The organism is Sporosarcina sp. NCCP-2716 (genome assembly GCF_023707985.1).
Taxonomy (GTDB): domain Bacteria; phylum Bacillota; class Bacilli; order Bacillales_A; family Planococcaceae; genus Sporosarcina.
This window is the reverse complement of sequence record NZ_BRCF01000001.1, coordinates 551,106-575,749: the sequence shown is the minus strand read 5'-3', so window position 1 is coordinate 575,749 and position 24,644 is coordinate 551,106. Positions and strand designations below refer to the sequence as shown.

Here is a 24,644-nt window from a genome sequence, read left to right as displayed (position 1 = left end):
TCTCAGTTGGATGATCTCAGTCGGTATTCATGACATCATACTTTTCGAGGAACTTCGTATCGAAATCACCCGACTTGAACACTTCGTGATCCATCAGCTTGTAATGGAAAGGGATCGTCGTCTTGACGCCTTCCACGACGAACTCATCGAGTGCACGCTTCATACGGGCGACAGCCTCTTCCCGCGTATCTGCATGGACGATGAGTTTCGCGACCATGGAGTCGTAGAATGGCGGGATCTTATAGCCCGGATAGACAGCCGAATCGACTCGGACCCCGAAACCGCCCGGTGCCAGGTACATGTCCACTGTGCCAGGGGACGGCATGAAGTTCTTTTCCGGATTTTCGGCGTTGATCCGGCATTCGATCGCCCAGCCGTTGATTTTGATGTCTTTCTGCTTGAAAGCGAGTTCCTCACCGGACGCCACTTTCAGCTGCTGCTGGATGAGGTCGATGCCTGTGATCATCTCGGTGACCGGATGCTCTACTTGGATCCGGGTGTTCATCTCCATGAAGTAGAACTTCTTGTTGATGTGGTCATAGATGAATTCGACGGTACCGGCCCCGCGGTAATCGACCGCTTCGGCAGCTTTCACCGCCGCTTCGCCCATCTCTTTGCGCATGGCCGGCGTCAAAGCCGGTGACGGCGCCTCTTCCACGAGTTTCTGCATCCGGCGCTGGATCGAACAGTCGCGCTCTCCGAGATACAGTGTGTGGCCGTGCTTGTCCGCGAGCACCTGGATTTCAACGTGGCGGAACTCCTCGATGAATTTCTCAAGGTAGACACCCGGATTGCCGAACGCTGCGGCTGCTTCCTTCTGTGTCGTCTTGATGCCCTTCTTCAGTTCTTCCGGATCGCGTGCAACGCGGATCCCTTTTCCTCCTCCGCCGGCAGTCGCTTTGATGATGACCGGGAAACCGATCTTCTCAGCAACCGTAAGCGCTTCCTCTTCGTCGGCAACGATCCCGTCGGACCCAGGTACGATCGGGACCCCTGCAAGACGCATCGTTTCACGCGCAGCGTCCTTCGCGCCCATACGTGCGATCGATTCGGACGTCGGCCCGATGAATTCGATGTTCACCTCTTCACACATTTCTGCGAAACTTGCATTCTCCGCCAGGAATCCGTAGCCCGGGTGGATGCCGTCGCAGTCCGTCATCTTGGCTACGCTGATAATGTTGGAGAAATTCAAATAGCTGTCTTTCGATAACTTAGGTCCGATGCAGAAAGCCTCATCAGCGAGTTTCACATGCAGCGCATCGTGATCCGCCTCGGAATAAACGGCAACCGTCTGCAGCCCCATTTCTTTACATGCCCGGATAATACGAACCGCAATCTCCCCGCGATTAGCGATCAGAATCTTTTTCATCGTCCATTCCCCCTATCAGTTTTCTTTAACTAGGAAAAGAGGCTGCCCGTATTCCACGAGTTGACCGTCCTGTACAAGGATTTCAACGATCTCACCGGATACTTCGGCTTCTATTTCGTTGAACAGTTTCATCGCTTCCACGATGCAGACGACGTCTTCACTGCCGACCTTTTTGCCGATCTGAACAAACGGATCCGCCTCAGGGGACGATGATTTGTAGAATGTGCCGACCATCGGCGAAACGATCGCCTTCAGCGATGGGTCTGCAGTTTTGTCCGCTGCTGGCTCTGCTTTCGGCTGTGCCGCAGCTGGTGTTTCTTCTTTCGGCGCTGCCGGTTTCACCGGAGCCGCCTGACGGGCTGGTTCTGCGCCTGAAGCCGGATCCTGGACGTCCGGGACAGCCGGCGTCTGGTACGGTGCAGCTGAAACCGCTGATCCCGCCTGAGTGCCGCCTTTTACGATTTTAATTTTTGCCCCATCTGCTTCGTACGTGAATTTGTCGATAGATGATTGGTCGATTAGTTTGATGATTTCTCGGATTTCCTGGATCTTTAACATGAATGATTCTCCTGACTCCATATAGTTTGTAATACATCCCTCATTCTATATAGTAGTCGTTTTTAACGGATTTTGAAATAGTTAACCTTTATTTGCTCTTCAAAATCGGGAAAATAGAAAAAAAGACCCGCAGTCGGGCCTTTCTGTCGATCAGTTATTCCCTTTGAATTCGACGGATACCTGCTGGGCGCCATCCCAGCTCGCCTTGACATACTGGGTAATCTCAGCGGCCAGTTTGGCGGAATGACCTTCCGTCGAGAGGACCGTCACATTCACGTCGTTGTTATCTGTTTTCACGAATGCTTCCGGATAGCCGAGGGCTTTGATCTGCAGCTCGAGCAGCGCTTCCGCCGATTCACGCTTCGTCAGTTCCGCCATTTCGTTCATCGCATCGTTCTTCTCTTCTGCGGAGTAATCCGGAGAGGTCATCTTCGCGTTGAGCTGTGACTGTAATTTGCTGCGCTCGTCCCGGACGACCATGCGCATCTCTTCGAATACATAGGAATTTGCGAATACTGGTGTCTTCTTATCGGCATCCGTCTTCTTGCCGTCTGCCGTGCCTTTCAGGTCGTCCGAGAAGATCTGGATGCCGTCGAATGACATCGGCGCTTTTTCCTTAATATAGTAGATTGAAATGACCGCCACCAAGCTCATCAGTGTTAAAAACCAGACAGTGCGTTTATTGGTTCTCATCATCGTTCCCCCTTTTTGTCATTTCCACGATTACGATCCGGTGCTCCGGCAGCATCAGCACGGCGGACAGCAGCCGTTTCAGCTCGGACTTCACTCCTGGGTTCCCTGCTCCTTCAGCTACCACAAGCACACCTGTCGTGCCTGATTGGTCGGATGCTGGTTTCTTTGTGAAATAATCAGCCAGCGGCGACTGTTCCTTCTCCCCAGCTTCCGGATGAAGGTAGATCGCAACTTCCCCGACCCCCTCCATTTTGTGCAGTGCGTGTTCAAGTGCGGCTGTTCCGGACGTCCCCTCCTTTTCCTTGGCCTCCCCGGAGAGTTTCCAGGGAGGGGTGAATAAGATGACCGCGAGAATCGTGATGGCGGCAAAGATGAGCATCTGGACTTTCATACTCGGTTTTTCCATAGCATCACCATTTTCGTACTTCCCTTCGAGATGAGGCCTGTTCATCTATGATGCAATGTATGCACGGCAGCCGCCGTCTATAACCTGAACAGAGAAATGAGATTGAACAGCAGCCACATGCCCGCTGCCAGTTTCGCAAGCTGGGCAAACTCCTCGTGACGCGATTCGGGCAGCAGCAGAAGCAGCACGGACGACAGCACCGAGATGAGCAGGACACCTGTCAAAAAGACACCATACGCTCCCTCCATTCAGCTTCCCATCAGTTTTAAAAAGGCGATGAAGAACAGGACTGTATAGATGAATGCAAATACCAGGAGAAATGTAATACCGCTAAGGACGAACAGCGAGCGGCCGATATCATCGAGTACATCGGAAAACGCTTCCGCAGCGAACGGTTCGATGATCGCCGCCGTCCAGCGGTACAAGAAGGCGACGAGCAGTGTCTGGATGACCGGCAGCGCTGCAATGCCCCATAATGTGACGAGCATCCAGCCCCCTGCCAGCGTCCCTGCCCCGGAAGAGTACCTTCCGATAGCGCCAAGGCTGTCCGTGACGAACGATCCGACGAACGGGATGTTCTGGCGGATCAGTTCCTTCAGCGGTTCACTGGCTGTTTCGGAAAGTCCGAATGTGACCGCCCCTCCAGCGGTGATGAAGATGGAGTAAGCAGCAACGACCGCCGACACGAACGCCAGCAGGGTCGTCCGGAGCATGTCCGACAGCTTGGAATAAGGAATCCGAGGATTCATCCGCGTGATGACATCGAGAAGCATCGCCGCAGTCATGAGCGGCAGGAGGAGCCGGTCCGCAAAGTAGACGGCGCCATGGGCGAACAGGAGCAGGGCAGGCTGGAAGCTGATCAGATTCAGCGCATTCCCTGAAATCGCCATCCCGGCGGTCAGAATGGGGTAGCTGGATACGAACAGGGCAGCTGTCGATTTCATCATCGTCCGCACGAGCAGCACCTGGTCGAACGCCGGACGCAGCACGGCAAGCAGGATGACGATGAACAGCAGGTGATCCGTCCATTCGCGGAAGGCGGGAAACAGATAATTGACGACCGCAGCAAGGAGTGCAATCAGCAGGACGGTCACGAAGCTCGCGACCAGGCTTCCGATCAGCGAGTGGATGAATTGGGTCATGACTGTGCCATCCCTCCGGTTCAGGGCGTAATGAGTTGCGACAGCTGCTGGATGAGGCGGGACAGATGGGGCAGCCAGAATGACAGGATGAAGATCTTGACAGCGAGTTCCGACAGCCTGGCAAGCGACGCATAGCCGGATTCCTCCAAATGCCCAGACAGCGATTCACCGAGGAAGAAGACGAACGCACTGCCGAGCAGAAGCGGACCGAACGGCTGGGGAATTGATTCGAATGTACGGCTGAGCGTCTGCAGGAACGGGATGAACGCCTGGATCATCACATAGCCGAGCAGGAAGACGAATAGGGCACTGTGTAAGAGCGGATGCAGCTGGGGGACCGCGAAGCGGATGGCCAGCAGCAGCAAAAACACGGTGAACAGCTGAAAGAGGAGCCCCATCACATTGCCAGGGAAAGCCACTGGAGAAAGTCGGAGATTTCAGTGAAAAAGATGCGCAGGAAGCGGATCATTTCCACAGCGATATACAGATAAGCGATGAAGAACAGGAAAAAGGAGAACTCCTTCTTGCCCGTCTGCTCGAAGAAAATATGCAGACAGCCGATCACCAATCCGATGCCGGCGATCCGCAGCAGGTCATTCAGTTCCATCCGGCGATCCTCCTCCTGCTTCACTATACGCCGGAAATCGGGGGAATATGAAAACGCACAGCGGTCCGTTTCGGACTGCTGTGCGTTGGATTGTACCTATAGGATTCCTGCAGATTACGCGCGGGAAACGTATTCCCCTTCTTCGGTGTTAATGATCAGTTTGTCGCCGATGTTGACGAAGAACGGCACTTGGACAGTCAAGCCTGTTTCCATCTTCGCAGGTTTCGAACCGCCGCTCGCTGTGTCGCCTTTGATGCCCGGTTCGGTTTCAGCAACTTCCAGGATGACAGTGGATGGCAGTTCCACGCCAAGCACTTCTTCTTTGTACTGGATGACGTGCACTTCCATGTTTTCTTTCAAATACTTGAGTTCGTACTCGATCTGCTTCTCCGGCAGTTCAATCTGCTCGTAAGACTCGTTATCCATAAAGACATGGTCATCGCCGTTCGCATACAAATATTGCATGCGGCGGTTGTCGATCTGCGCTTTCGCCACTTTCTCACCCGCACGGAACGTCTTTTCATTCACGTTGCCTGAACGGAGATTCCGTAGTTTCGAACGGACGAACGCCGCTCCCTTACCCGGTTTCACGTGCTGGAATTCCATAACACGCCAAATATCACCGTCCACTTCAATCGTTAAGCCTGTCTTGAAATCGTTTACTGAGATCATTGTGTTTCCTCCAATAGCAATTATAGAATTTGCAGTTCTTTTGTCGAGTGCGTCAGCCGCTCACAGCCGTCTTCCGTGATGACCAGGTCGTCCTCGATCCGGACACCGCCGACCCCCGGCAGGTAAATACCAGGTTCAGCCGTTACCGTCATATTCGATTCGAGAACCATGTCAGAGCGGAAAGACAGCCCTGGCAATTCGTGGACTTCCAGACCGATTCCGTGTCCTGTCGAATGGCCGAACGCCTCGCCATACCCTTTTTCGGTAATGTAGTCCCGTGCAATGGCATCCGCCTCTTTGCCGGTCATTCCCGGTTTGAAGCCTTCGACTGCAAGTTTTTGGGCAGCAAGTGTGATCTCGTAAATTTCCCGCATTTGGTCCGTCGGTTCACCAACCGCAACAGTACGCGTTATATCAGAGATGTACCCATTATACAACGCACCGTAATCCATTGTCACGAGTTCTCCCGACTGAATTTTTTTATCGCTCGCGACTCCGTGCGGCAGTGCACCCCGCACGCCTGAAGCGACGATCGTGTCGAACGACGATGATGCCGCTCCCTGCCTGCGCATGAAGAACTCCAATTCGTTCGCCACTTCCAGTTCCGTCATACCCGGTTTGATGAACCCGCAAATATGTGTGAACGCATCATCAGCGATCTTGGCCGCCTGGCGCAGGATCACGAGTTCCTCAGGGGTTTTGACGATACGGAGCTTTTCAATAAGCCCCGCAGTCGGGACGAGTTCTGCCGAAATAGCGGACTTGTACAGATCATACATCCCGTACGTGAGGTCCTCTTTTTCGAAGCCGAGCGTTTTCACGTTCATCTCTTCCAATTGGTTCGCCACTTCTTCGATGATCGTCTTTTCGTGCTGCACGATCCGGAAATCCTTCACTTGCTCTGCAGCCTGTTCCATATATCGGAAATCCGTGATGAACACCGCATCGTCTTTTGACACGACGGCCACGCCGGCAGTCCCGGTGAAATTGGTCATATAGCGGCGGTTATAGCCATTCGTGATCAGCAGTGCATCGAGCTCTTTTTCAGCCAGCAGGCTGCGGAGTTTCTTCAGTTTCATAGTTCCCCATCCCTTTCCAGTTTGCGGATCAGCGCCATCACGGCCAGTTCATAGCCGTCCGTGCCGAGTCCGGTGATTTGTCCCATGCTCACAGGTGCGATCATGGACTGATGCCGAAACGGCTCACGAGTATGTATGTTGGAAATATGGACTTCCACCACCGGCAAACCGACGGACGCGACCGCGTCACGCAGCGCGATACTTGTATGGGTGTAGGCACCGGGATTGAAGATGATCGCTTTAACCCCTTCATCGGCCGCCTGATGGATCCGGTCGATCAGCGCTCCTTCGTGGTTCGACTGGAAACAGAGACACCCGATACCGCGGTTTTCACACAGCGTGCGCACGCGCCGTTCGACGTCCGCCAATGTGTCGTGACCGTAGATATCGGGTTCCCTCTTGCCTAATCTGTTCAGGTTAGGTCCATTCAACAGTAACAGTTCCATAAACGATCAGCCCCTCGTCATTTTCCCATTCATTTTATCACAACATTTAGACGAGGCAACCTATTTCGCCTTCCTTTTCACTTCTGTATCCATGAATACCGCCGTTCCGGAGACGAACCTCATGATGATCGCCGCAAGTGCCAACAATGGGATGGACACTGCACGGTACGCGGACTTCAGCGATGCAGGAGGCGTCACGGCCCATTCGACGGCGCAGACGACAATGATGGCCATGAGGATGGCCATCACGGACGGCGGCAGTTGGGAAGCAGCCGTGAAGAGGCCGTACAGCATTGCATGGAGCACGAACAGCAGCAGAATGAAAACCGTCCATTTGACCGCTGAAGGCTGCTTGGTGAGAAAGACGAACCGATCCATCCACCCGACCGGCGACCAGGATACGAAATGGAAAATGTGCAGAAACTTCAGACTCAGCGCGCTGAACAGCCCAGCGACAGCGGCGGTCCAGAAAAAAGTATGCAGTTGCATGACTGTCCCCTCCTAGTCCAAGTGTCGCCGAATTGGGAACTTTTAAACGTGAATACTGGAGCAGAGCCGCTTTTTCCTGTACAATGGAATAATCACGTCAACGACTAATTTACAATGAAGAAAGTGGGCTGTATATGGAAGAGAACCGACAAGCTCCCGCTTATGGCGGGCAGGCGCTGATCGAAGGGGTCATGTTCGGAGGCAGGCGGCACACCGTCACTGCCATCCGGCGGAAAGACGGATCCATCGATTATTTCCATGCGCTGAAAGAGACCAGTCCTGTCCGTCAGAAACTGAAGAAGATTCCGCTGTTGCGCGGTCTGATCGCGCTGGTCGAATCCGCCGGTCTCGGATCGAAGCATCTGACGTTCGCAAGCGACCGGTACGATGTCATGCCGGGCGAGGAAGTGGAGAAGAAGGAAGAGGAGTCATCCAAATTGACGATGATCCTCGGCGTGGCTGCGGTAGGCGTGCTGTCATTCGTCTTCGGTAAATTCGTCTTCACACTGTTCCCTGTCTTCCTTGCAGGTCTTCTTCAGCCGGTGTTCCCCGGAAAGACGGTGCAGATCCTGCTTGAAACCTTCTTCAAGCTCGCCCTGCTGCTCAGTTACGTTTCGCTCATATCCATGACACCGCTCATCAAGCGGGTGTTCAAATACCACGGCGCGGAGCATAAGGTGATCAACTGCTACGAGAGCGGTCTGCCGCTGACGGTCGAAAACGTGCAGAGCCAGTCGCGCCTCCACTACCGGTGCGGCAGCAGCTTCCTGCTGTTCACCGTCATCGTCGGCATGTTCCTCTATTTCCTCGTGCCGACGGACCCGTTCTGGCTGCGGATCGTCAACCGCATCCTGCTGATCCCGGTCGTGCTCGGTGTGTCATTCGAAGTGCTGCAGCTGACGAATGCCGTTCGGAATGTTCCGATCCTCCGGTATCTCGGGTATCCCGGTCTGTGGCTCCAGCTGCTGACGACGAAAGAGCCGGAAGACGACCAGGTCGAAGTGGCGATCGCCTCGTTCAATAAGCTGCTGGAAGTGGAAGTCCACGGAGAGTCCGTCCTGACGGAACCTTCACCTTTATCCGCTGAAGCGGAAATGAGCACGGTGAATCTCTGAAAATAGAGAAGGTCCGGATGCGATGTGCATACCGGACCGTTTTTCATTTTTTGAAATTCCATTCGTCATTCGCGTATTTGTTCTGCTCGATTTCTTTCACGATAGCAAGCTGTTCGTCGCTCAGTTCGAACGGGACAAGCTCGATGTCGAGTGCTTCCTCGAAACCTGTTGAAAACGCTGCCGAGCATTCTTCGATCGTGATCTGCCTGTCGGTGAGGCGGTCGATCGCCACCGCTTTTTCCGGCAGGCCCCTGCGCACCCGTTCCCGTGCTTCGTCTGATTCGAAGTTGAACAGCGAGACGAGCTTGTCTTCATCGAGGCTCAGCAGGATGGCGCCGTGCTGCAGGATCACCCCTTTTTGGCGTGTCTGCGCACTGCCCGCAACTTTTTTGCCTTCGACGACAAGCTCATACCAGCTCGGTGCATCGAAGCATACCCCGCTCTTTGGTTTTTTCAGCTGCTCTGTCAGCTGCTCACCCGGGACGGAAAATGAGGCGTCCAGTCCTAAGTTGCGGAAGCCCTCAAGCAGTCCGCCGGAAATGACGCGATAGGCTTCCGTCACCGTCTCAGGCATGTCCGGATAGTCTTCGGATACGATGACACTGTATGTAAGTTCGTGCTCATGGAGCACTCCTCGGCCGCCTGTCGGACGTCTGACGAATCCGAGTCCGAGCTTCTGCACTGCGTCCATGTCGATTTCCTTCGCGGCCCGCTGGAAGTAGCCGATGGACAGCGTCGCCGGCTCCCATTCATAAAACCTCAGGACGGGGCCGATCTCCCCCCGGCTGTGCCAGTCCAGCAGCGCTTCATCGAGCGCCATGTTATAAGAGGGGCTGCATTTGCCCGATTGTATGAAATTCCATTGCCGTTTCCCCATGACTTCGCCATCCCTTCCATATCGGACTCAATTTTATCATTGCGATTGAACAAGTGCCACATAATCTTTATAATGGAAGAGAGATAGAAAGGGGAAAATGCTTTGAACGTGAATTTGTATATTTTAGCAGCTATGCTCATCATTTTAATTGCCTACTTCGCAATTACCGCATTGCGGCTCCGTAAAGCTGTAACCAACTTATCGCAGGAGCAATTCATCGAAGGGTACCGGAAATCCCAGCTGATCGACGTGCGGGAACCGAAGGACTTCGATGCGGGCCATATTCTCGGCGCCCGGAACCTGCCCTACACGCAGCTTCGCCAGCGCTACAAAGAGATCCGTTCCGACAAGCCTGTCTACCTGTATGACCAGAACGGCGGCAGAAGTGCACGGACCGCCCTTTTCCTGAAAAAGAAGGGCTATACGCAGCTGTATCATCTGCAGGGCGGCTTCCGCAACTGGAGCGGCAAAGTGAAAAGTAAAAAATGACAAATGAAAGGACCGGGCCATATGGCTCCGGTCCTTTTCTTATGCTTTCACCAATTCTTCTTCAGTCGCAGGCGTATAGCGCAAAATCGGTTTACGCGCTGCTTTTGTTTCATCCAGCCGGTTGATGACGGTCGTGTGCGGAGCTTCCTGGACGATCTCCGGATTCTCTTCGACTTCCTTCGCGATCTGGATCATCGCATCGATGAAGGAGTCGAGCGTTTCCTTCGATTCGGTTTCCGTCGGCTCGATCATCATCCCTTCCTCCACGTTGAGCGGGAAGTAGACTGTCGGCGGATGGAAGCCGAAATCGAGGAGCCGTTTCGCCATGTCCAGTGTCCGGACACCGAGTTTCTTCTGGCGCCGGCCCGATAGCACGAATTCATGCTTGCAGTGCTGCGGGTACGGAAGATCGAAATACGGCTCGAGACGGCGCATCATGTAGTTCGCGTTCAGCACGGCATTCTCCGTGACGGACTTCAAGCCGTCCGGCCCCATGGAGCGGATGTACGTGTAGGCGCGCAAGTAGATGCCGAAGTTGCCGTAGAACGGCTTCACACGGCCGATCGACTGCGGACGGTCGTAATTGAACGTGAACACGCCGTCGTGCTTCTCAAGGACCGGTTTCGGCAAGTAAGGTGCCAGTTCTTCCGTGACACCGACAGGACCTGATCCTGGTCCTCCCCCGCCGTGCGGACCGGTGAAGGTCTTATGCAGGTTCAAGTGGACAGCATCGAACCCCATGTCCCCCGGACGGGCCTGTGACATGATCGCATTCAGGTTGGCTCCGTCATAATACAGCTTTCCGCCGGCGCCGTGGACGATTTCCGCCATTTCGAGAATATGCTCTTCGAACAGGCCGAGCGTATTTGGGTTTGTCAGCATGAGCGCTGCCGTCTGGCTGTCGACTTTTGATCGCAGATCCTCGATGTCGACAAGGCCGTTCTCGTCGGACAGGACAGTTACCGTATCGAATCCGGCGACTGTCGCAGACGCCGGGTTCGTACCGTGCGCCGAGTCGGGGACCAGCACTTTGGTGCGATCCGTGTCGCCATTCGCTTCGTGGAATGCGCGGATCATCATGAGCGCCGTCCATTCACCATGCGCACCTGCGGCCGGCTGGAGGGTAACTTCCGCCATCCCGGTGATTTCCGACAGATGCTCCTGCAGGTCATAGGCCACTTCCATTGCACCCTGGACCGTCGATTCGGCCTGGAGCGGGTGGATGTTCGCGAAGCCGGCCATACGGGCGACGGCTTCGTTGATTTTCGGGTTGTATTTCATCGTACAGGAACCGAGCGGGTAGAATCCTGTATCCACCCCGTGGTTGCGGTTCGACAGTGCCGTATAATGGCGCATGATATCGAGCTCGGACACTTCCGGGAGTTCCGGTGCGTCTTTGCGGACGAACGTGTCCGGCAGCAGTGCATCCAGATCGACTTCCGGTACATCGAGCTCCGTCAGACTGTAGCCGATCCGTCCCGGTTTCGAGACTTCAAAAATGAGTGGTTGGTTTTCGTTATGCATGGACAGCCTCCATTTCCTGCACAAGTGCATCGATCTCTTCTTTTGTCCGCTGCTCAGTGATTGCGAACAATGCATGGTTCTCCATTCCTTCATACGTACGGCTCAGGTCATAGCCTCCAATGATGCCCTGTTCCAGCAGCTGCACGTTCAGCTCTTCCACCGGACGTCTGCAGTCGACCACGAGTTCGTTGAAATGTCTGTCCCCGCCGAGTACTGTATACCCCGCCTGTTCGAATGCCTGCTTCGCGTAATGGGTCTTCGCGTAGTTCTGGTAGGCGATTTCCCGGATCCCCTGCTTGCCGAGAGCCGTCATCGCGACGGAAGCCGCAAGGGCGTTCAGTGCCTGGTTGGAACAGATGTTCGATGTCGCTTTGTCGCGGCGGATATGCTGTTCCCGCGCCTGCAGCGTCAGGACATACCCGCGGCGCCCTTCTTCGTCCGTCGTTTCACCGACGAGACGGCCGGGCACTTTACGCATCAGTTTCTTCGTAACCGCGAAATAGCCGCAATGCGGACCGCCGAACTGTTCCGGGATTCCGAATGGCTGGGCATCGCCGACCGTGATATCCGCGCCGAGCTGTCCCGGAGGTGTCAGGATACCGAGCGCGAGCGGATTGGCGGACACGACGGAAAGTGCTCCGCTGTCATGTGCCATCCTGCCGATCGCTTCGATGTCCTCGACCTGGCCAAAGAAATTCGGATATTGGACAAGGACGGCCGCCGTATCGTCTGCAAGCAGCTCCCCGAGCGCATCCATATCGGTAACGCCGTCTTTGTGGGGCACAGTGACCACTTCGATCTGCTGGCCGTCTGCATAGGAGCGTACGACGTCGCGCGCTTCCGGATGGACCGTTTCCGAGATGATCAGTTTCTTCCGTTTCGTATGACCTGCAGCCAGTGTCCCTGCTTCGGCTAGGGCCGTCCCGCCGTCGTACATGGACGAGTTCGCGAGATCCATACCTGTCAGCTCACAGATCATCGTCTGGAATTCGAAGATCGCCTGCAGCTCCCCCTGCGAGATCTCAGGCTGGTAGGGAGTATAAGCCGTGTAGAACTCAGAACGGGAAATGACATGGTCCACGATAACCGGCTTGTAGTGGTCATAGACACCTGCCCCAAGGAAAGATGCGTACTGACGTGAGTCCGCGTTTTTGGCCGCCAGGCGTGACATCTCCTTCAGCAGTGCCGATTCCGATTTCGCTTCTTTGATGTTCAGTTTCCCTTTGAACCGGATCTTCTCCGGAATGTCTGCAAACAATTCGTCGACGGATGAAATGCCAATCACCTCAAGCATCTCGTTCCTGTCTGATTCTGTCATCGGTATATAACGGTGCATCATCTGCAAATCCCCTCTTTCCTGTTATGTCGGTACCGGGTACTTCCCGCCATTATGAGCGCTTGTAGAATGGTGTTGCGATCACTTTCGCCTTCAGCCGCTTGCCGCGCACTTCGATTTCAAGCTCGCTTCCTTCGGCTGCTGCACTGCTGTCGATCAGCGCAAGGCCGATGTTCTTTTTCAATGTCGGCGACTGGGTGCCTGTCGTGACCGTGCCAACTTGTTTGCCTTCCGCATAGACGGGATAGCCGGTACGCGGGATCCCTTTGTCGATCATTTCGATGCCGGCAAGCTTACGCGGTACGCCCTGCTCTTTCTGTTTCGTGAGCGCCTCCTTGCCGATGAAATCCGCTTCCTTGTTCACTTTGACTGCGAAGCCGATCCCAGCTTCGAGCGGCGAGATCTCCGCAGACAACTCCTGCCCGTAGAGCGGCAGACCCGCTTCGAACCGGAGTGTATCACGTGCGCCGAGACCTGCAGGCACGAGACCGTCCGCTTTCCCTTCCTCAAGCAGGACGTCCCACAGTCGGACTGCCGCCTCAGGGGTGCAGTAGATCTCGAACCCATCTTCACCTGTGTATCCGGTGCGGGAGATAAGCGCTGTTTCACCTGCAACCTGTACATTCTCCTTGAAACGGAAGAATCGGATTTCCGATAACGGCACGTCCGTCAGGCGCTGCAGGATGGACTCCGCTTTCGGTCCCTGCAGTGCGAGAAGCGCCCACTGGTCGGACTGGTTATCGATCTGGACATCGCTGCCGGTATGCTGCTCCAGCCAATCGACGTCTTTCGGCGTGTTTGAGGCGTTCACGACGAGCAGGTAATCGTTTTCTCCCCGCTTGTAGACGAGAAGGTCATCGATCGTGCCTCCGTCCTCATAGCACATCGCCGTATATTGCGCCTGCCCGTCCTTCAGTTTTGACACATCGTTCGTCACGACGTTCTGGAGGAACGCAAGCGCCCCTTCCCCGCGTACTAATACTTCACCCATGTGCGACACATCGAACAGTCCGGCTGCCGTCCGCACAGCTTCATGTTCGGCTTTGATGCTTGAAAATTGGACGGGCAGCTCCCACCCGCCGAAATCGATCGTCTTGCCATTGTACGGTGCATAGCTTTCAAAAAGCGGCGTTCGTTTCAACAATTCAGACACCTTATTCTCCCCCATTCTGCAAAAAAAGAAAGAGGCCCCTTTTATAAGAAAAGAGAGCCCCTGTTCATCCGTTTGTCCGGTTCGTAATCAACCGGTCAGAACCTGCCTCAGCAGTCCAGTCCAGGAATGCGTCCAGCATGAGTCTTTTTGCCTGAGAGATTCATGAACCTGTCACTTGCTCCTTCGGCGGCGCAGTTATGCGCTCTCTCCCCATGCATTCATCCGCATTATTCAATTCCCTGACGATCTCCAGCGGGTAATTCCCCGGGAAATAGTTCAAGATTCGGAAAACTGCTGTTATCCTCCCTATCTTACCAGTTTGCCAGCTGAAGCGCAATCACTTTCGCAGACCGCGGCCGTGCGGAGTACTTGCTGCTGTTTCCGTCTCCCCGGACAGCCGTTCCATCTGGAATGCTATGTACTCGGTCACTTTGCTCAGCGAGCGCTGTTTCGTCTGGACGATAAAATGCGCCGATTTCTTGTAGGCTGGATACCTTTTCTGATAGAGCGTCTCGATTTCCGTGCGCGTCGAGCGCTGGACGATCGGCCTGTTCTTATCGGTCGCGATCCGCCTCCATATATCACGGAACGGCGCGTCGAGGAAAAAGACCAGGCCGCCGGCACGCATCAGCTTCCGGTTTTCCTCCCGCATCGCCACTCCGCCGCCTGTTGCGATAATACATTTCTCGTCCCTGAAAGTTTTCAGGAATTCGGTTTCCATGTCGCGGAACCGCTCTTCCCCGTATGTCTCGAAAATCTGAGGTATGGTCATGCCGGTCTTCTGCACAATTTCCCGATCCATGTCGTAAAATGGCAGTTTCGTATAGAAGCTGAGCCGCTTGCCGATCGCACTCTTCCCGCAGCCCATGAACCCCACCAGATATACTTTGTTCATCTGCATCATCCGCCCTGCATCTTTGTTATCGCTGCCTGTTCATAGATGGTGCCCAGCGAATCGTACGTTTCATATAGATTACTATGCCACGAAACGAATGTAAAAAGAAAGAGGGAGACGAAAAATAATAGGACGAGTGCCAGGAGCAATGTGACCCCGCGCTCATTCTTGAGCCGTTCCAACCGCAACCCTCCTTGTCCTCCCGGTTCCGTCATCCAGTACGACGTCGATGGTCAGCATTTCGTCCTGCCGGGTGAAAACGGCGGAGCGGACCGATGTGAGCAGCGGTACGTGCCCCTGCTGATCTTTCCGCCTGACAATGACACCATTGACGGAGCGGTATTCGATGAGACGTCCCCCTCCGGCCGGTATGATCGTGAACTGGGTTCCGTTCCGGTTGAAGGTGAGTGTCTCCGTGTCAGCGAGATCATGCTGCAGATCTACCAGGAACAGCTCCCACTCGATCAGACTGCTGACCGCCATACGCTCATGGACGGACTCTTTGAAAAACAGGAACAGCACGATCAGATGGAGGAAAGCAGCAGCGATCAGAATCTGGAACAGGCTTTCCAGCAAGGTGAATCCGCCCTCACGATGTTCACGGGTCATGACGTGCATAGGGTTTCCCCTTTCCCCTGACGTTCATAGGACACACAGACACGGCCGGCCTGTACGGTCCATGAATAGCGGCCGCCTTCTTCATCACGGTATCCGGACATCAGCCCGTATGATGTATGGAGGAGAGCCCCCTGGTACAGCGTTTCCTTCGCATGCATTTCCGCTTTCTTCCCCTCCAGTCCGCCCACCATCGTGAAAACAACTGGCAGGAGGGTGCAGAAGATGAGCATCGTGACCGCCAAAGTCAGGATCGCTTCCGGCCACGAATACCCGGACTCATTCATCGATGATCATCCTCCCTCTCTGGAATTGGAATTTTATCTGTTTAGCGCCGTTCTCCGTCCGGAGTGACAGCGTGCCAGTATTCAGCATGTCCCCGTTACCATTGAAACCGAATTCTTTGAATGTGCTGGACGGCTCCAGCGCAACGGACGGCGGGAAACTTGCCGCCCTCCTGTCGGCCCTGTCCGAGTACGTCACCGTATAGATCGTGCCGCCCCCGCTGAAAGTCAGCCAGGTCCTTGCCCGGTTAGCCATCGAATACGACTGCATGTGCTGGACGGTCGATTTGAACGCTTCGATGCCGTCCTGCTCGGTCTGTTCCGATGACCACCCTTTGCTGACAGGCAGCACGATCACCGTGAGGATCCCTATGATGAACAGGACGAGGAGCAATTCGAGGAACGTCATGCCTGCTTCATCCGCGATACGCATTTACGAGCCCCTGTTGAGTGTATTGACCGTCACTTTCCCGTCAGTATCGATCGACAGTTCGGAACCGTCCGGGCATTTGGCATTGTCCGGCAAGTATTCTGCCGTGCTCAATTCTCCGATAGTGGCAGGGAACTTCTTTTTGTCCATCTTATACGCCTGCACTTGGCCTTCGACCATCTTCAAATACGCGTCACACCCTTTGTCGTCGATCGACTTGGAGTGCTTCGTGACGTTGGGGATGGCGACGAGGATCAGGACGGAGATGATGAGGAGGACGATCATCATTTCAATGAGTGTGAATCCTTGTTCGTTACGCAGTTTTTTCATGGTTTTCTCTCCCTTTACATGGTTTTGATCATACCGTAAACGGGCAGCAGGAGGGCCAGATAGGCACCGATCATGCAGACAGCCAGCACGATGAACAGCGCCGGCTGCAGCATGGCGACAGCCCGGTTCACTTTCCGGTCGATGGCGTTGCCGAGCTGCTCGCTGTACAGCAAGAGTTCTTTCGGCAGGTGGCCGCTGTCCGACCCGTGTTTCGCGAAAAATGCCAGCTCCCGGGTCAGACCATCCGTCAGTTCGATAGCGATATGGAAGTGCTCGCCTTTCGACGCACGGCTGGTGACAGACAGCGCCACATGGGCGAGCAGCGGATCCAGCTTCTGCTCGCTCAGCTGCATCATCGCTTCCTGGATCGAGTTGCCGGCTGCGAGCAGGTTGCCGGTTTCCGAAGCGAACAGCCGTGTCAGCCGTTCTTTGAACAGTTTCCCGGCAATGGGAATTGCGGACAGCCTGGCGATCCGTTCCCCTGCTTCCATCCGCTTGAATACAGCTTTCATGACGAACAATCCGAACACCAGGACGGCCAAGCCGGCCAGCGCCGCATCAGGAGCAGCGGCCACGATTCTCGGTAATATGCGTTCGATGCCGGTCGACTGGGAAGCGCGCGACTCGGCAAGAGTTTCGAAATTCGGCAGGAAATAGATTTTGAAAGCGAGCAGCAGCAGCGCCATCGCACTGATAAGCACAGCTGGATACGTCGCAGCCTGGACGAATTTCTGCCGCCGCAGTTTAGCTGCTTCCAATCGGATGGACGCCCCTCTCAGCGCTTCCGGAAGCCGCCCGTCACTTTCCGACAGCTTCACAGACAGCAGGATCGTCTGCGGGAAACCGAGCATTCCGAGCACTTCGGATATGTTCTCCCCTTCGCGGAATATATCCTCCACTTTCCGGATCGCCTGCAAGCTGTCACGGCAATGGTGCGGCAGCAGCAGGGTGAAGCATTCGTGCATCGTGTACCCTTCCTGCAGCAGTTCGGATGATCGGAGCAGGAACATCGCCTGGTCGCTGATGACCGGCTGCCGTTCTTTCCTGATGAAAGGCAGGCGGCTAGGCCGGTCCGGCGGTGCCGCTGAATTTCCGTGCAAGTGCTTCCACGCTCCCTTCATACGTCATTGACGTCGGTTCGCCGTTCTTCACTGCCTGCTTCAGCCGCTCCAGCTGTTCGTCCTGGACAATCTCGAACACTGCAGCAGGACGGCCGCCAGGTTCCCGGATCAGCCGCTGTGCGGATATGCAGACAGCGGTCTGGCGGAGTTCTTCCGCGGACACTCCAAAATCCATCATCCTGTACAGGCAGCCCGCTGCGTCCTTCGCGTGGACGGTCGTCAGCACCAAGTGGCCGGTCAATGCAGCCTGCACGGCGATCTTCGCTGTCTCCGCATCGCGGATCTCCCCGATCATGATGACGTCAGGGGAATGGCGCAAAATCGCTTTGAGGCCTGCGGCATAGGACATGCCGGCACGTTCATTCACCTGGATCTGCAGCAGGTGGCGGTGAGGATTTTCGACGGGGTCTTCAAGCGTGATCACATGCCTGCCCAGCTCATTGACGCAATGGGCGGTGAGTGAATAGATGGTCGTCGTCTTCCCGGACCCCGTCGGCCCGCTGACCATGAAGAGGCCCTGCTGCTGGGCGATGGACGTTTTCAGTTTCGCCGCCCATGCAGGGTCAAGGCACAGCTGGTCGAGCGGCACGATCCTGTCGTGCTGCTGGATGCGGATGACCGCACTTTCGTTAACGTGAATGGAAGGAATGGTTGAAATACGGAAAGAGAAATTCTGATCGTTGAATTGTTTGTGGAAAGAGCCGCTTTGGGGTTTGCGGCGATCACTGATGTCGAGGGAAGATAGAAATTTATAAAACGAAATCATACGGACGGCAAGCTGTGGGGGGATGTCGCCAATCCGTTCGAGCCGGCTGCTTTTCTTATGGAAAGTTTCATAGCTTTCGCCTGCGGGCACGAGATGGATATCCGTCGCACCGTCCTCGATCGCTCGTTCCAGCAGCTGAAAACACTTATGTTCGATGATATTGTCCTGGGTTTCCAATGCACACCCCTCTTTCTCGGACACAAGACCGCTTTATGTCTTGCCCACAGTATAGCAGTCAATTCCAAAAAAGGAATACTTTTTGATAAACCCGTATTTTGGGTACGCATAGGGGTATAAAAACTCAATTGTCGAACAATTTAAAGGACAGTTTAGCTGGCTGTTTTGGCAGTCGAGTGGTGCCCTAGTGACCGGCGACGCGGTTTTCGTGCCGCCCGGGCAGTTGAGACTCTCCTTAGTGACCGGGCAACACAGTTTTCCCGATGCGCGGGCAATAGAGACTCCCCTTAGTGACCGGGCAACACAGTTTTACCGCTGCCCGGGCAATAGAGACTCCCCTTAGTGACCGGGCAACACAGTTTTACCGCTGCCCGGGCAATAGAAGCTCGTCCTAGTGACCGGCCGACACATTTTCCCCGCTGCCCGGGCAATAGAGACGCCCCCTAGTGACCGATCAACACAATTCCCACGCGACACGGGCACCAGAGTCTCCCCTTAGTGACCGCCCTAAACCGTCATTCATGAACAGCAGCTCACCGTTCTGTCACACCTCCGCCCCACTTGGAGTTTACATTTGACAGCACTATCCTTTATAATGAAAAGGAGTTTATTGTATTGTTGTAAGGAGGGACGCACTTATGGATAATATGTTCAAGCTGTGTGGTTTCTGGACAGGGATTTTCGCAGTGATGTTTTTTGTCGGTCACATGGACCAGGTCGCACTATTATTTGTAGCAAGCACGATCTTCTTCATGCTGCTCGGCTACATGAAGCTTACGGAAAGAATGTACTTGTACATGTTCGGCGCGTACTTGATGATCTTCACTGTCGGGTTTACGTATTACGCAACGTTCATCCACGTTCCGGGAGCGGGACACTAACACAAAAAAACAGCCAATATCCGGCTGTTTTTTTATTTTCATTCAAAATCCGTTCAGGAATGGGTTGCTGTCCATCTCCTGGCGCGGGGTCGTCTTCGAACCGTGCCCCGGGTAGACTTTATAATCCTCATCGAGCGACAGCAACTGCCGTTCGATCGCTGTCAGCAGCTCGTGCGTGTTGCCCCCTGGCAGGTCAGTACGGCCGATGCTCTGCTTGAAGAGCGTGTCGCCGACGATCGCAAACCGGTCGTCATGGAAGACGTAGCAGACACTCCCAGGAGAGTGGCCCGGTGTATGTCTCGTTTCGACCGTGAAAGGGCCGATTTCGAGCGTCCCGTCCTTCTGGATATGGTGATCGGCAGGCCTGCAGACGACCGCGCTGAGCTCAGGGTATTTCGCGGAGCCATTCAGCTCGGGGTTCCTCAGCCACGTCCGTTCCTGTTCGTGGAGATAGACCGGCACCTTATACCTTTCCCGGATCGTTTCAAGAGCGCCGATATGGTCGAAGTGGGCGTGAGTCAGCAGGATGGCTGCCGGAACGGCGTGCGCCTGTTCGACGGCCTGTACGATTTTTTCCGCTTCCTCCCCCGGGTCGATGATCAGGCAGTTGCCGGCATCGTCGGTGAGGATGTAGCAGTTTGCCTGGACAGGTCCAAGCGGCAATGTTTGAATTTTCATCGGAATTGACCCCCTTCTTTGTTAGAATACGAAATTCTGCTGAGGAATTCAAACAATCGTCACGTTTACGGCTCGACAAACGGAAGGTGAAACAGTACAATAGAAGGTGAGTATTGCTAGCCAGGCATTCATCTGTTCTTTTTTGAAAGGAGTGTCATCATTTATGAATCTTTTAATGGTTATTTTTGGTCTCATTGCAATTTTAGCTGTCGTAGGAACCATCCAGGGATTCAAAGAGCGCAACTTGCTCAGCATCGTATTTAACTTGTTGGCGGCCGTCATTTTTGGTGCCTTTACAATTGCTACAATTGTTACCCAGGGGTATCCGCCGAGCCTGCACTAATTGAATCAGTCCAAAAAAGAACGCCCACTGCCTCTCTGCAGCGGGCGTTTTTACTTTGTCCGTTTCCGATACACAAAGACCGCCGGGACATATCGCCCCGGCGGTCTTTTGATCAGTCTTTCCCGGTTATTTCCGGCTGGTTTTCATCGGCAGGCTGCTGGCCGTCCTTGAAACGGAGCAGATCTCCATTGATGATCGTGTCGGAGTACTCAAGCTCTTTCGAAGCCCGCTCGATGTACGGCGCACACAGTTCCAGCTCTGTCGGTTCACCCGACTCCGTGTCGTAGCACACTTCGTGGGCGTAGACATATTTGTCCGTTACAAAGCGGCCATCGCGGAAGATGACGAAGTTTTCGTGTTCCTCCGAGAACAGATCCGAACCGAACTGCAGGTCGTCTTTTGCATCGATGCCGGCCAAGTTCAGGACGGTCGGACGAATGTCCATCTGTCCGGCCAGTTCGTGCATCACTTTACCGCCGCCTTCACCCGGAATATGGATGAAGAACGGTACTTTCTGGAGCATGGCGTTGTCAAACGGAGTAAGCTCCTTATCGAGATACATGCCCATCGCTTTGTTGTGGTTCTCGGAAATCCCGTAATGGTCTCCGTACATGACGATGATCGAGTTGTCGTAAAGACCGCTCTCCTTCAAGTTGTCGAAGAGCACTTTGATGGACTCGTCGAGGTAGCGCGACGACTGGAAGTACTTGTTGAGCGTCTTCGAATTCGACGTATATGGCGGAATCAGCATATCTTCCTCATCGAGGTCGAACGGATGATGGTTCGTCAGTGTCAGAAGACGGGAAACGAACGGCTGCGGCATGTCTTTCATCATGTCCACCGACTGGTCGAAGAACGGGATATCCTTCATGCCCCAGTTGACCGCTTCGCCTTCTCCGATCGAATAGCTTTGGACGTCATAGAACTTGTCGATATCGAGCGCTTTGTACATGATGTCACGGTTCCAGAAACTGCGGTTGTTGGCATGCATCACGTTAGTGAAATAACCTTTTTCCCCGAATTTCTCGGACATCGAGTCGTACGTGTTGCCGCTGTGTGTGAAGAAGACAGCGCTTCCGTTCCGAGGGTAGATCGAGTTCTCGACGATGAATTCCGCGTCGGATGTTTTCCCGAGACCGGTCTGGTGATAGAAGTTATCGAAGTAGTACGTATCCGGATCCTTCGTCAGCGAATTCAGGAATGGTGTGATTTCGTGACCGTCCATCTCTTCGTTTATGACGAAACTCTGGAGCGACTCGAGTGAAATGATGATCACGTTCCGCCCTTCGGCTGCGCCGAACATTTCCTTACTCGGCTCTTTCCGGTTCGCATGGACATAGTTTTCCACTTCCGACAGTTCACTGCCGTCAGCGAGCACCCGCTGTGCGTGTGACTTCGACTGGACGATCAGGTCATAGATATGGTAGTTGTATGTCCCGATGTTCTTCACGAGCAGCTCGCGGTCGAAGCTGCGCGTCAGCAGCTGCGGACGCTCCGCTTCCGCCAGGCCGAGGTTCACCATGAACAGCGCCGCCGTAGCGATGAAGTACAGTCTGCGGCCCATCTTGAACTGACGGACGGGCTCAGCCGGCTGCGGCAGATACTTGACAGCGAGCGCGATGATCACGACATCCGTGAAGAAGAAAATGTCCCCTCCGTGGATGTTCGCTGTCACCGACGATGACAAGTCGCCGAAATTACTCGTCTGGAACAGCAGCGGAATGGTGATGAAATCGCTGAAGAACCTGTAGAAGACCGCATTCGCAAACATGATGACAGAAGTGATGACACTTACGGATAAAATATATAGATTCCGGCGTTTCGCGGTTTTTATGAAAAGGGCGGCTCCGTAGATCAGCAGCAGGAAACTGAGGGGGTTGATGAACAGGATCAGCTGCTGGATCATATTGTCGATGCTTAAATTGAAACTCGTTAAATAGCCGAAATAGGTCGTCAGCCAGGTTGCGAGCACAGCAATTGCCAGGACTGAGTATTTCGGCCAGTGAAATTTGCGCATTCCATCTCTTCCTTTCTTCGTCTTCAAGTTGCCGCTGTCTATACTAACGATCCAGTCTATGAATAAGTTTCACCTTTTGACCATTGAAGACAGTGCGCAACCAGACGAAACCCACCGCTTCCCTTGCTGAGACGGCTGTTTTCAGCAGTCTGCGAGTGCCTTCCGCAAAAGCAAAGTTGCAGTGAGGTAATCCTCTTTCATGATAAGTCCGTCATCGAACAGATCTTTCAGTTCGGATTGCATCAGAAGGATATCGGCTTTCGGGTCGCCCGTATAAATATATGCGCCGAACCGCCTCATCAGACGGACCACGTCCCAGTACTCCTTCAGACCGTTTTTCTGCATAGGATGACCCGCTCTTCCGTAATGATTTTGTTCACCGGGATGTCATGGGGAGAAGCAGGGATGTCCTCCACGAGCTGTGTTTCGAACGCCAGCGAGACCGTCCGCCCTCCGAAATCGTGCAGGAAGCGATCATAGTAGCCCCCGCCATACCCGATCCGGAAGCCTGCGGGCGAGAATGCAACGCCCGGCACGATGATCAGATCCAATTCTTCCGATGCTGTACGGACCGTCTGTTCTGTAATCGGTTCCAACAGATCCAAGTATACCATTTCCAATTGCGAGAAGGATGCAATTTCATAAAAGTCCATTGCCCGTGTGTCCGGAATGCATTTTGGCACGGATACCCGTTTCCCTGCCTGCCAGCACGCTTCGATGATTCTGCGGGTGTCGACTTCGCGGCCTCGCGAAACGGTGAGCGCGACAGAGTGTGCATTTGTAAACGTGCCGTCCTCCGTCAAACGGCTTAGAATCCGCGCGGACCTGCCGTCGTATTCGTCTTCCGTCAGCCGATCCAACCGGGCGAGTATCGATTTCCGGATGATAGATTTAGAGTTTCCCATGTATACTCTATTCCCCTCTTTCTAAAGAAAAAACCAAAACCGGTAAGAGGTTTTGGCCTGAGCAATTATTTTGTTTCACGGTGAAGCGTCTGCTTCATTTCACGTGAGCAATATTTTTTCATTTCGATACGTTCCGGGTTATTACGCTTGTTTTTCTTTGTGATATAGTTACGCTCACCACATTCAGTGCAAGCTAGTGTAATATTTACGCGCATGGTTGTCCCTCCCACTCATCAGCGATAGTTAAGTTATTATGAGCATGATTTATACGACTGTTCCATTGTATCATAATTTGAGATGTTGTCCAGCGGGAAATGTGAATTCCTTAATCGATTTCATTATGATACGATAGAAGAAACCGATTAGTTAAGGAGGGGGAACCCGTGTCTCTACCGATTGTCCTCATGGGTATCGGGACAGCCGCCCTGCTGCTGTCCATTTTTCTCAGCGCCCGTCCTGCAGGGTCCGATGACGCTGAACAGATGTCGATCAGCCTGTATCAGGAGACGAGCCAGCTGAAGAAACGGGTCAAGGCGCTCGAGGAGGAACTGATGATGGAAACTGGGTCACTGCCGACTCTGCCGGCCGGACAGCCGCAGGATAAGCCGGTCCACTCGATCATCGTCAGCCAGATCACCGCACTCCACGGACAGGGCTTTTCCGTCGATGAAATCGCCGCCCGCTCCACCCTGCCGCCCGCCCAAGTTCTGAGCGTCCTCCGTTCGAAAGGTGTGCGTCCGTGATGCGCCAGCTCATCCAGCTCTTCGGGGCTGTGTGCCTGACAGCGGGTGCCGTGCTGTTCTTCACGCAGCCCGCAGGACCTGCCGGAGCGGATCAGGTGAAAGCCCTGCATGAAGAGAACCGTCTGCTGAAAGATCAGCTGAAAACAGCAAAAACGGCACTTGCCGACGCCCAGAAGGCGACGTATTCGGAGAATGCTCAGGATGCCGGTAAAACCGGGCAGACGGACGGCGGAAAGGACGCCGATGAAAAGGCGGAACCCGAGACAGTGACGAAGATGATCCTGACCCTTTCCCGCGGTGACACATCGAAGGATGCGTCGGATTCGTTGGAACGCTCAGGAATCATCAAAAGCTCCTCGGAGTTCGAACGCTACTTGAACGATCAGGGCCTGTCAGGGAAGATCCAGATCGGACAGCACGAAGTCGATTCGTCGATGGATTTCGGACGGCTTGCGAAAGAACTGACAACTGTCAAACAATGAAAAAAGGCTGCAGCGCTTCTGT

General features: G+C 54.2%; 35 protein-coding genes and 1 riboswitch. Of the genes, 6 read left to right on the top strand and 29 right to left on the bottom strand.

The genetic code is table 11. From position 1 onward, the window contains the following. Window positions 1-16 precede the first annotated feature (16 nt). The 12 genes from accC to NFU03_RS02980 all read right to left on the bottom strand — a co-directional run bounded on the left by accC (window position 17) and on the right by NFU03_RS02980 (window position 7,461). On the bottom strand, window positions 17-1,369 hold the full coding sequence (gene accC, locus NFU03_RS03035; RefSeq protein WP_251635992.1) for an acetyl-CoA carboxylase biotin carboxylase subunit: 1,353 nt from the start codon (window positions 1,367-1,369) through the stop codon (window positions 17-19). 15 nt (window positions 1,370-1,384) lie between these two features. Then, window positions 1,385-1,927 carry an acetyl-CoA carboxylase biotin carboxyl carrier protein gene (accB, locus tag NFU03_RS03030; RefSeq protein ID WP_251635990.1) on the bottom strand — a complete coding sequence of 181 codons (543 nt, stop codon included), beginning with the start codon at window positions 1,925-1,927 and terminating at the stop codon, window positions 1,385-1,387. Between the two features lie 150 nt (window positions 1,928-2,077). Then, the gene (locus NFU03_RS03025; RefSeq protein ID WP_251635987.1) at window positions 2,078-2,620 is read right to left on the bottom strand and encodes a SpoIIIAH-like family protein; all 543 of its coding nucleotides are present in this window, start codon (window positions 2,618-2,620) and stop codon (window positions 2,078-2,080) included. Next, window positions 2,607-3,026 carry a hypothetical protein gene (locus tag NFU03_RS03020; protein ID WP_251635985.1) on the bottom strand — a complete coding sequence of 140 codons (420 nt, stop codon included), beginning with the start codon at window positions 3,024-3,026 and terminating at the stop codon, window positions 2,607-2,609. Before NFU03_RS03020 ends, NFU03_RS03025 begins: the two co-directional genes overlap by 14 nt. Window positions 3,027-3,103: 77 nt before the next feature. After that, a complete protein-coding gene (locus NFU03_RS03015; protein ID WP_251635983.1) occupies window positions 3,104-3,274 on the bottom strand; it encodes a hypothetical protein in 171 nt (56 codons plus the stop codon). Next, the gene (locus tag NFU03_RS03010; RefSeq protein ID WP_251635981.1) at window positions 3,275-4,168 is read right to left on the bottom strand and encodes a stage III sporulation protein AE; all 894 of its coding nucleotides are present in this window, start codon (window positions 4,166-4,168) and stop codon (window positions 3,275-3,277) included. Between the two features lie 20 nt (window positions 4,169-4,188). Continuing rightward, window positions 4,189-4,566 (bottom strand): SpoIIIAC/SpoIIIAD family protein, encoded by a 378-nt coding sequence (locus tag NFU03_RS03005; protein WP_251635978.1) that lies wholly within the window; start codon window positions 4,564-4,566, stop codon window positions 4,189-4,191. After that, entirely contained in the window at window positions 4,566-4,775 is a 210-nt protein-coding gene (locus tag NFU03_RS03000) for a stage III sporulation protein AC (RefSeq protein ID WP_251635976.1), read from the bottom strand. Before NFU03_RS03000 ends, NFU03_RS03005 begins: the two co-directional genes overlap by 1 nt. A 114-nt stretch (window positions 4,776-4,889) precedes the next feature. Continuing rightward, window positions 4,890-5,447, bottom strand: coding sequence for an elongation factor P (gene efp / locus NFU03_RS02995; RefSeq protein ID WP_251635975.1), 558 nt, complete (start codon window positions 5,445-5,447; stop codon window positions 4,890-4,892). Between the two features lie 20 nt (window positions 5,448-5,467). Next, a complete protein-coding gene (locus NFU03_RS02990) occupies window positions 5,468-6,526 on the bottom strand; it encodes a M24 family metallopeptidase (protein WP_251635973.1) in 1,059 nt (352 codons plus the stop codon). Continuing rightward, on the bottom strand, window positions 6,523-6,972 hold the full coding sequence (gene aroQ, locus NFU03_RS02985) for a type II 3-dehydroquinate dehydratase (RefSeq protein ID WP_251635970.1): 450 nt from the start codon (window positions 6,970-6,972) through the stop codon (window positions 6,523-6,525). Before aroQ ends, NFU03_RS02990 begins: the two co-directional genes overlap by 4 nt. Before the next feature lie 60 nt (window positions 6,973-7,032). Beyond that, window positions 7,033-7,461, bottom strand: a complete 429-nt coding sequence (locus tag NFU03_RS02980) for a hypothetical protein (RefSeq protein WP_251635968.1) — start codon at window positions 7,459-7,461, stop codon at window positions 7,033-7,035. A gap of 134 nt (window positions 7,462-7,595) precedes the next feature. On the opposite strand from NFU03_RS02980, the gene NFU03_RS02975 reads away from it, so the two are divergent. After that, on the top strand, window positions 7,596-8,576 hold the full coding sequence (locus NFU03_RS02975; protein ID WP_251635966.1) for a DUF1385 domain-containing protein: 981 nt from the start codon (window positions 7,596-7,598) through the stop codon (window positions 8,574-8,576). A 43-nt stretch (window positions 8,577-8,619) separates the two neighbouring features. Here NFU03_RS02975 and NFU03_RS02970 read toward each other — a convergent pair whose 3' ends face one another. Then, a complete protein-coding gene (locus NFU03_RS02970) occupies window positions 8,620-9,453 on the bottom strand; it encodes a lipoate--protein ligase family protein (protein WP_251635965.1) in 834 nt (277 codons plus the stop codon). Window positions 9,454-9,585: 132 nt separating this feature from the next. On the opposite strand from NFU03_RS02970, the gene NFU03_RS02965 reads away from it, so the two are divergent. Then, window positions 9,586-9,942, top strand: a complete 357-nt coding sequence (locus NFU03_RS02965) for a rhodanese-like domain-containing protein (protein WP_251636220.1) — start codon at window positions 9,586-9,588, stop codon at window positions 9,940-9,942. A 39-nt stretch (window positions 9,943-9,981) separates the two neighbouring features. Here the strand turns inward: NFU03_RS02965 and gcvPB are convergent, their stop codons facing one another. The 11 genes from gcvPB to comGA form a co-directional block, all read right to left on the bottom strand. After that, window positions 9,982-11,466, bottom strand: coding sequence for an aminomethyl-transferring glycine dehydrogenase subunit GcvPB (gene gcvPB, locus NFU03_RS02960; protein WP_251635964.1), 1,485 nt, complete (start codon window positions 11,464-11,466; stop codon window positions 9,982-9,984). Beyond that, complete coding sequence (gene gcvPA / locus NFU03_RS02955) at window positions 11,459-12,805, bottom strand: aminomethyl-transferring glycine dehydrogenase subunit GcvPA (RefSeq protein WP_251635963.1); 1,347 nt, start codon at window positions 12,803-12,805, stop codon at window positions 11,459-11,461. Before gcvPA ends, gcvPB begins: the two co-directional genes overlap by 8 nt. 49 nt (window positions 12,806-12,854) lie before the next feature. After that, window positions 12,855-13,946 (bottom strand): glycine cleavage system aminomethyltransferase GcvT, encoded by a 1,092-nt coding sequence (gene gcvT / locus NFU03_RS02950; RefSeq protein WP_251636218.1) that lies wholly within the window; start codon window positions 13,944-13,946, stop codon window positions 12,855-12,857. A gap of 138 nt (window positions 13,947-14,084) precedes the next feature. Further along, window positions 14,085-14,177: riboswitch (glycine riboswitch) on the bottom strand. Window positions 14,178-14,292: 115 nt separating this feature from the next. Beyond that, window positions 14,293-14,850 carry a shikimate kinase gene (locus tag NFU03_RS02945; RefSeq protein WP_251635962.1) on the bottom strand — a complete coding sequence of 186 codons (558 nt, stop codon included), beginning with the start codon at window positions 14,848-14,850 and terminating at the stop codon, window positions 14,293-14,295. 5 nt (window positions 14,851-14,855) lie between these two features. Next, window positions 14,856-15,032 carry a hypothetical protein gene (locus NFU03_RS02940; RefSeq protein WP_251635961.1) on the bottom strand — a complete coding sequence of 59 codons (177 nt, stop codon included), beginning with the start codon at window positions 15,030-15,032 and terminating at the stop codon, window positions 14,856-14,858. Further along, window positions 15,013-15,468, bottom strand: coding sequence for a competence type IV pilus minor pilin ComGF (comGF, locus tag NFU03_RS02935; RefSeq protein WP_251635960.1), 456 nt, complete (start codon window positions 15,466-15,468; stop codon window positions 15,013-15,015). Before comGF ends, NFU03_RS02940 begins: the two co-directional genes overlap by 20 nt. Further along, complete coding sequence (locus NFU03_RS02930) at window positions 15,456-15,752, bottom strand: hypothetical protein (protein WP_251635959.1); 297 nt, start codon at window positions 15,750-15,752, stop codon at window positions 15,456-15,458. The genes comGF and NFU03_RS02930 overlap by 13 nt, the downstream gene beginning before the upstream one ends. Then, window positions 15,745-16,182, bottom strand: coding sequence for a type II secretion system protein (locus tag NFU03_RS02925; protein ID WP_251635957.1), 438 nt, complete (start codon window positions 16,180-16,182; stop codon window positions 15,745-15,747). The genes NFU03_RS02930 and NFU03_RS02925 overlap by 8 nt, the downstream gene beginning before the upstream one ends. Then, a complete protein-coding gene (gene comGC, locus NFU03_RS02920) occupies window positions 16,183-16,509 on the bottom strand; it encodes a competence type IV pilus major pilin ComGC (RefSeq protein WP_251635955.1) in 327 nt (108 codons plus the stop codon). A gap of 14 nt (window positions 16,510-16,523) precedes the next feature. Beyond that, window positions 16,524-17,609 (bottom strand): competence type IV pilus assembly protein ComGB, encoded by a 1,086-nt coding sequence (comGB, locus tag NFU03_RS02915; protein ID WP_251635953.1) that lies wholly within the window; start codon window positions 17,607-17,609, stop codon window positions 16,524-16,526. After that, a complete protein-coding gene (gene comGA / locus NFU03_RS02910) occupies window positions 17,572-18,573 on the bottom strand; it encodes a competence type IV pilus ATPase ComGA (protein ID WP_251635951.1) in 1,002 nt (333 codons plus the stop codon). Before comGA ends, comGB begins: the two co-directional genes overlap by 38 nt. 638 nt (window positions 18,574-19,211) lie before the next feature. Between comGA and NFU03_RS02905 the strand changes: the two genes are divergently transcribed. Next, window positions 19,212-19,454: a DUF2626 domain-containing protein gene (locus NFU03_RS02905; RefSeq protein WP_040286609.1), complete on the top strand. Its 243-nt coding sequence runs from the start codon at window positions 19,212-19,214 to the stop codon at window positions 19,452-19,454. A gap of 42 nt (window positions 19,455-19,496) precedes the next feature. Here the strand turns inward: NFU03_RS02905 and NFU03_RS02900 are convergent, their stop codons facing one another. Continuing rightward, window positions 19,497-20,132 carry an MBL fold metallo-hydrolase gene (locus NFU03_RS02900; RefSeq protein ID WP_251635949.1) on the bottom strand — a complete coding sequence of 212 codons (636 nt, stop codon included), beginning with the start codon at window positions 20,130-20,132 and terminating at the stop codon, window positions 19,497-19,499. A gap of 163 nt (window positions 20,133-20,295) precedes the next feature. On the opposite strand from NFU03_RS02900, the gene NFU03_RS02895 reads away from it, so the two are divergent. Beyond that, window positions 20,296-20,475 (top strand): DUF2759 domain-containing protein, encoded by a 180-nt coding sequence (locus tag NFU03_RS02895; RefSeq protein WP_251635947.1) that lies wholly within the window; start codon window positions 20,296-20,298, stop codon window positions 20,473-20,475. A 112-nt stretch (window positions 20,476-20,587) separates the two neighbouring features. Here NFU03_RS02895 and NFU03_RS02890 read toward each other — a convergent pair whose 3' ends face one another. From NFU03_RS02890 to rpmG, 4 genes are all read right to left on the bottom strand, one after another. Further along, complete coding sequence (locus tag NFU03_RS02890) at window positions 20,588-22,492, bottom strand: LTA synthase family protein (RefSeq protein ID WP_251635946.1); 1,905 nt, start codon at window positions 22,490-22,492, stop codon at window positions 20,588-20,590. Between the two features lie 141 nt (window positions 22,493-22,633). Further along, window positions 22,634-22,837 carry a YqgQ family protein gene (locus NFU03_RS02885; protein WP_251635945.1) on the bottom strand — a complete coding sequence of 68 codons (204 nt, stop codon included), beginning with the start codon at window positions 22,835-22,837 and terminating at the stop codon, window positions 22,634-22,636. Next, window positions 22,819-23,397, bottom strand: coding sequence for a 5-formyltetrahydrofolate cyclo-ligase (locus NFU03_RS02880; protein ID WP_251635944.1), 579 nt, complete (start codon window positions 23,395-23,397; stop codon window positions 22,819-22,821). Before NFU03_RS02880 ends, NFU03_RS02885 begins: the two co-directional genes overlap by 19 nt. 65 nt (window positions 23,398-23,462) lie before the next feature. Next, window positions 23,463-23,612: a 50S ribosomal protein L33 gene (gene rpmG / locus NFU03_RS02875; protein ID WP_082023335.1), complete on the bottom strand. Its 150-nt coding sequence runs from the start codon at window positions 23,610-23,612 to the stop codon at window positions 23,463-23,465. Window positions 23,613-23,780: 168 nt separating this feature from the next. Here rpmG and NFU03_RS02870 point away from each other — a divergent pair, with 168 nt between their 5' ends. Beyond that, on the top strand, window positions 23,781-24,140 hold the full coding sequence (locus NFU03_RS02870; RefSeq protein ID WP_251635943.1) for a hypothetical protein: 360 nt from the start codon (window positions 23,781-23,783) through the stop codon (window positions 24,138-24,140). Beyond that, window positions 24,140-24,622: an MltG/YceG/YrrL family protein gene (locus NFU03_RS02865; protein WP_251635942.1), complete on the top strand. Its 483-nt coding sequence runs from the start codon at window positions 24,140-24,142 to the stop codon at window positions 24,620-24,622. The genes NFU03_RS02870 and NFU03_RS02865 overlap by 1 nt, the downstream gene beginning before the upstream one ends. Window positions 24,623-24,644: the final 22 nt, after the last annotated feature.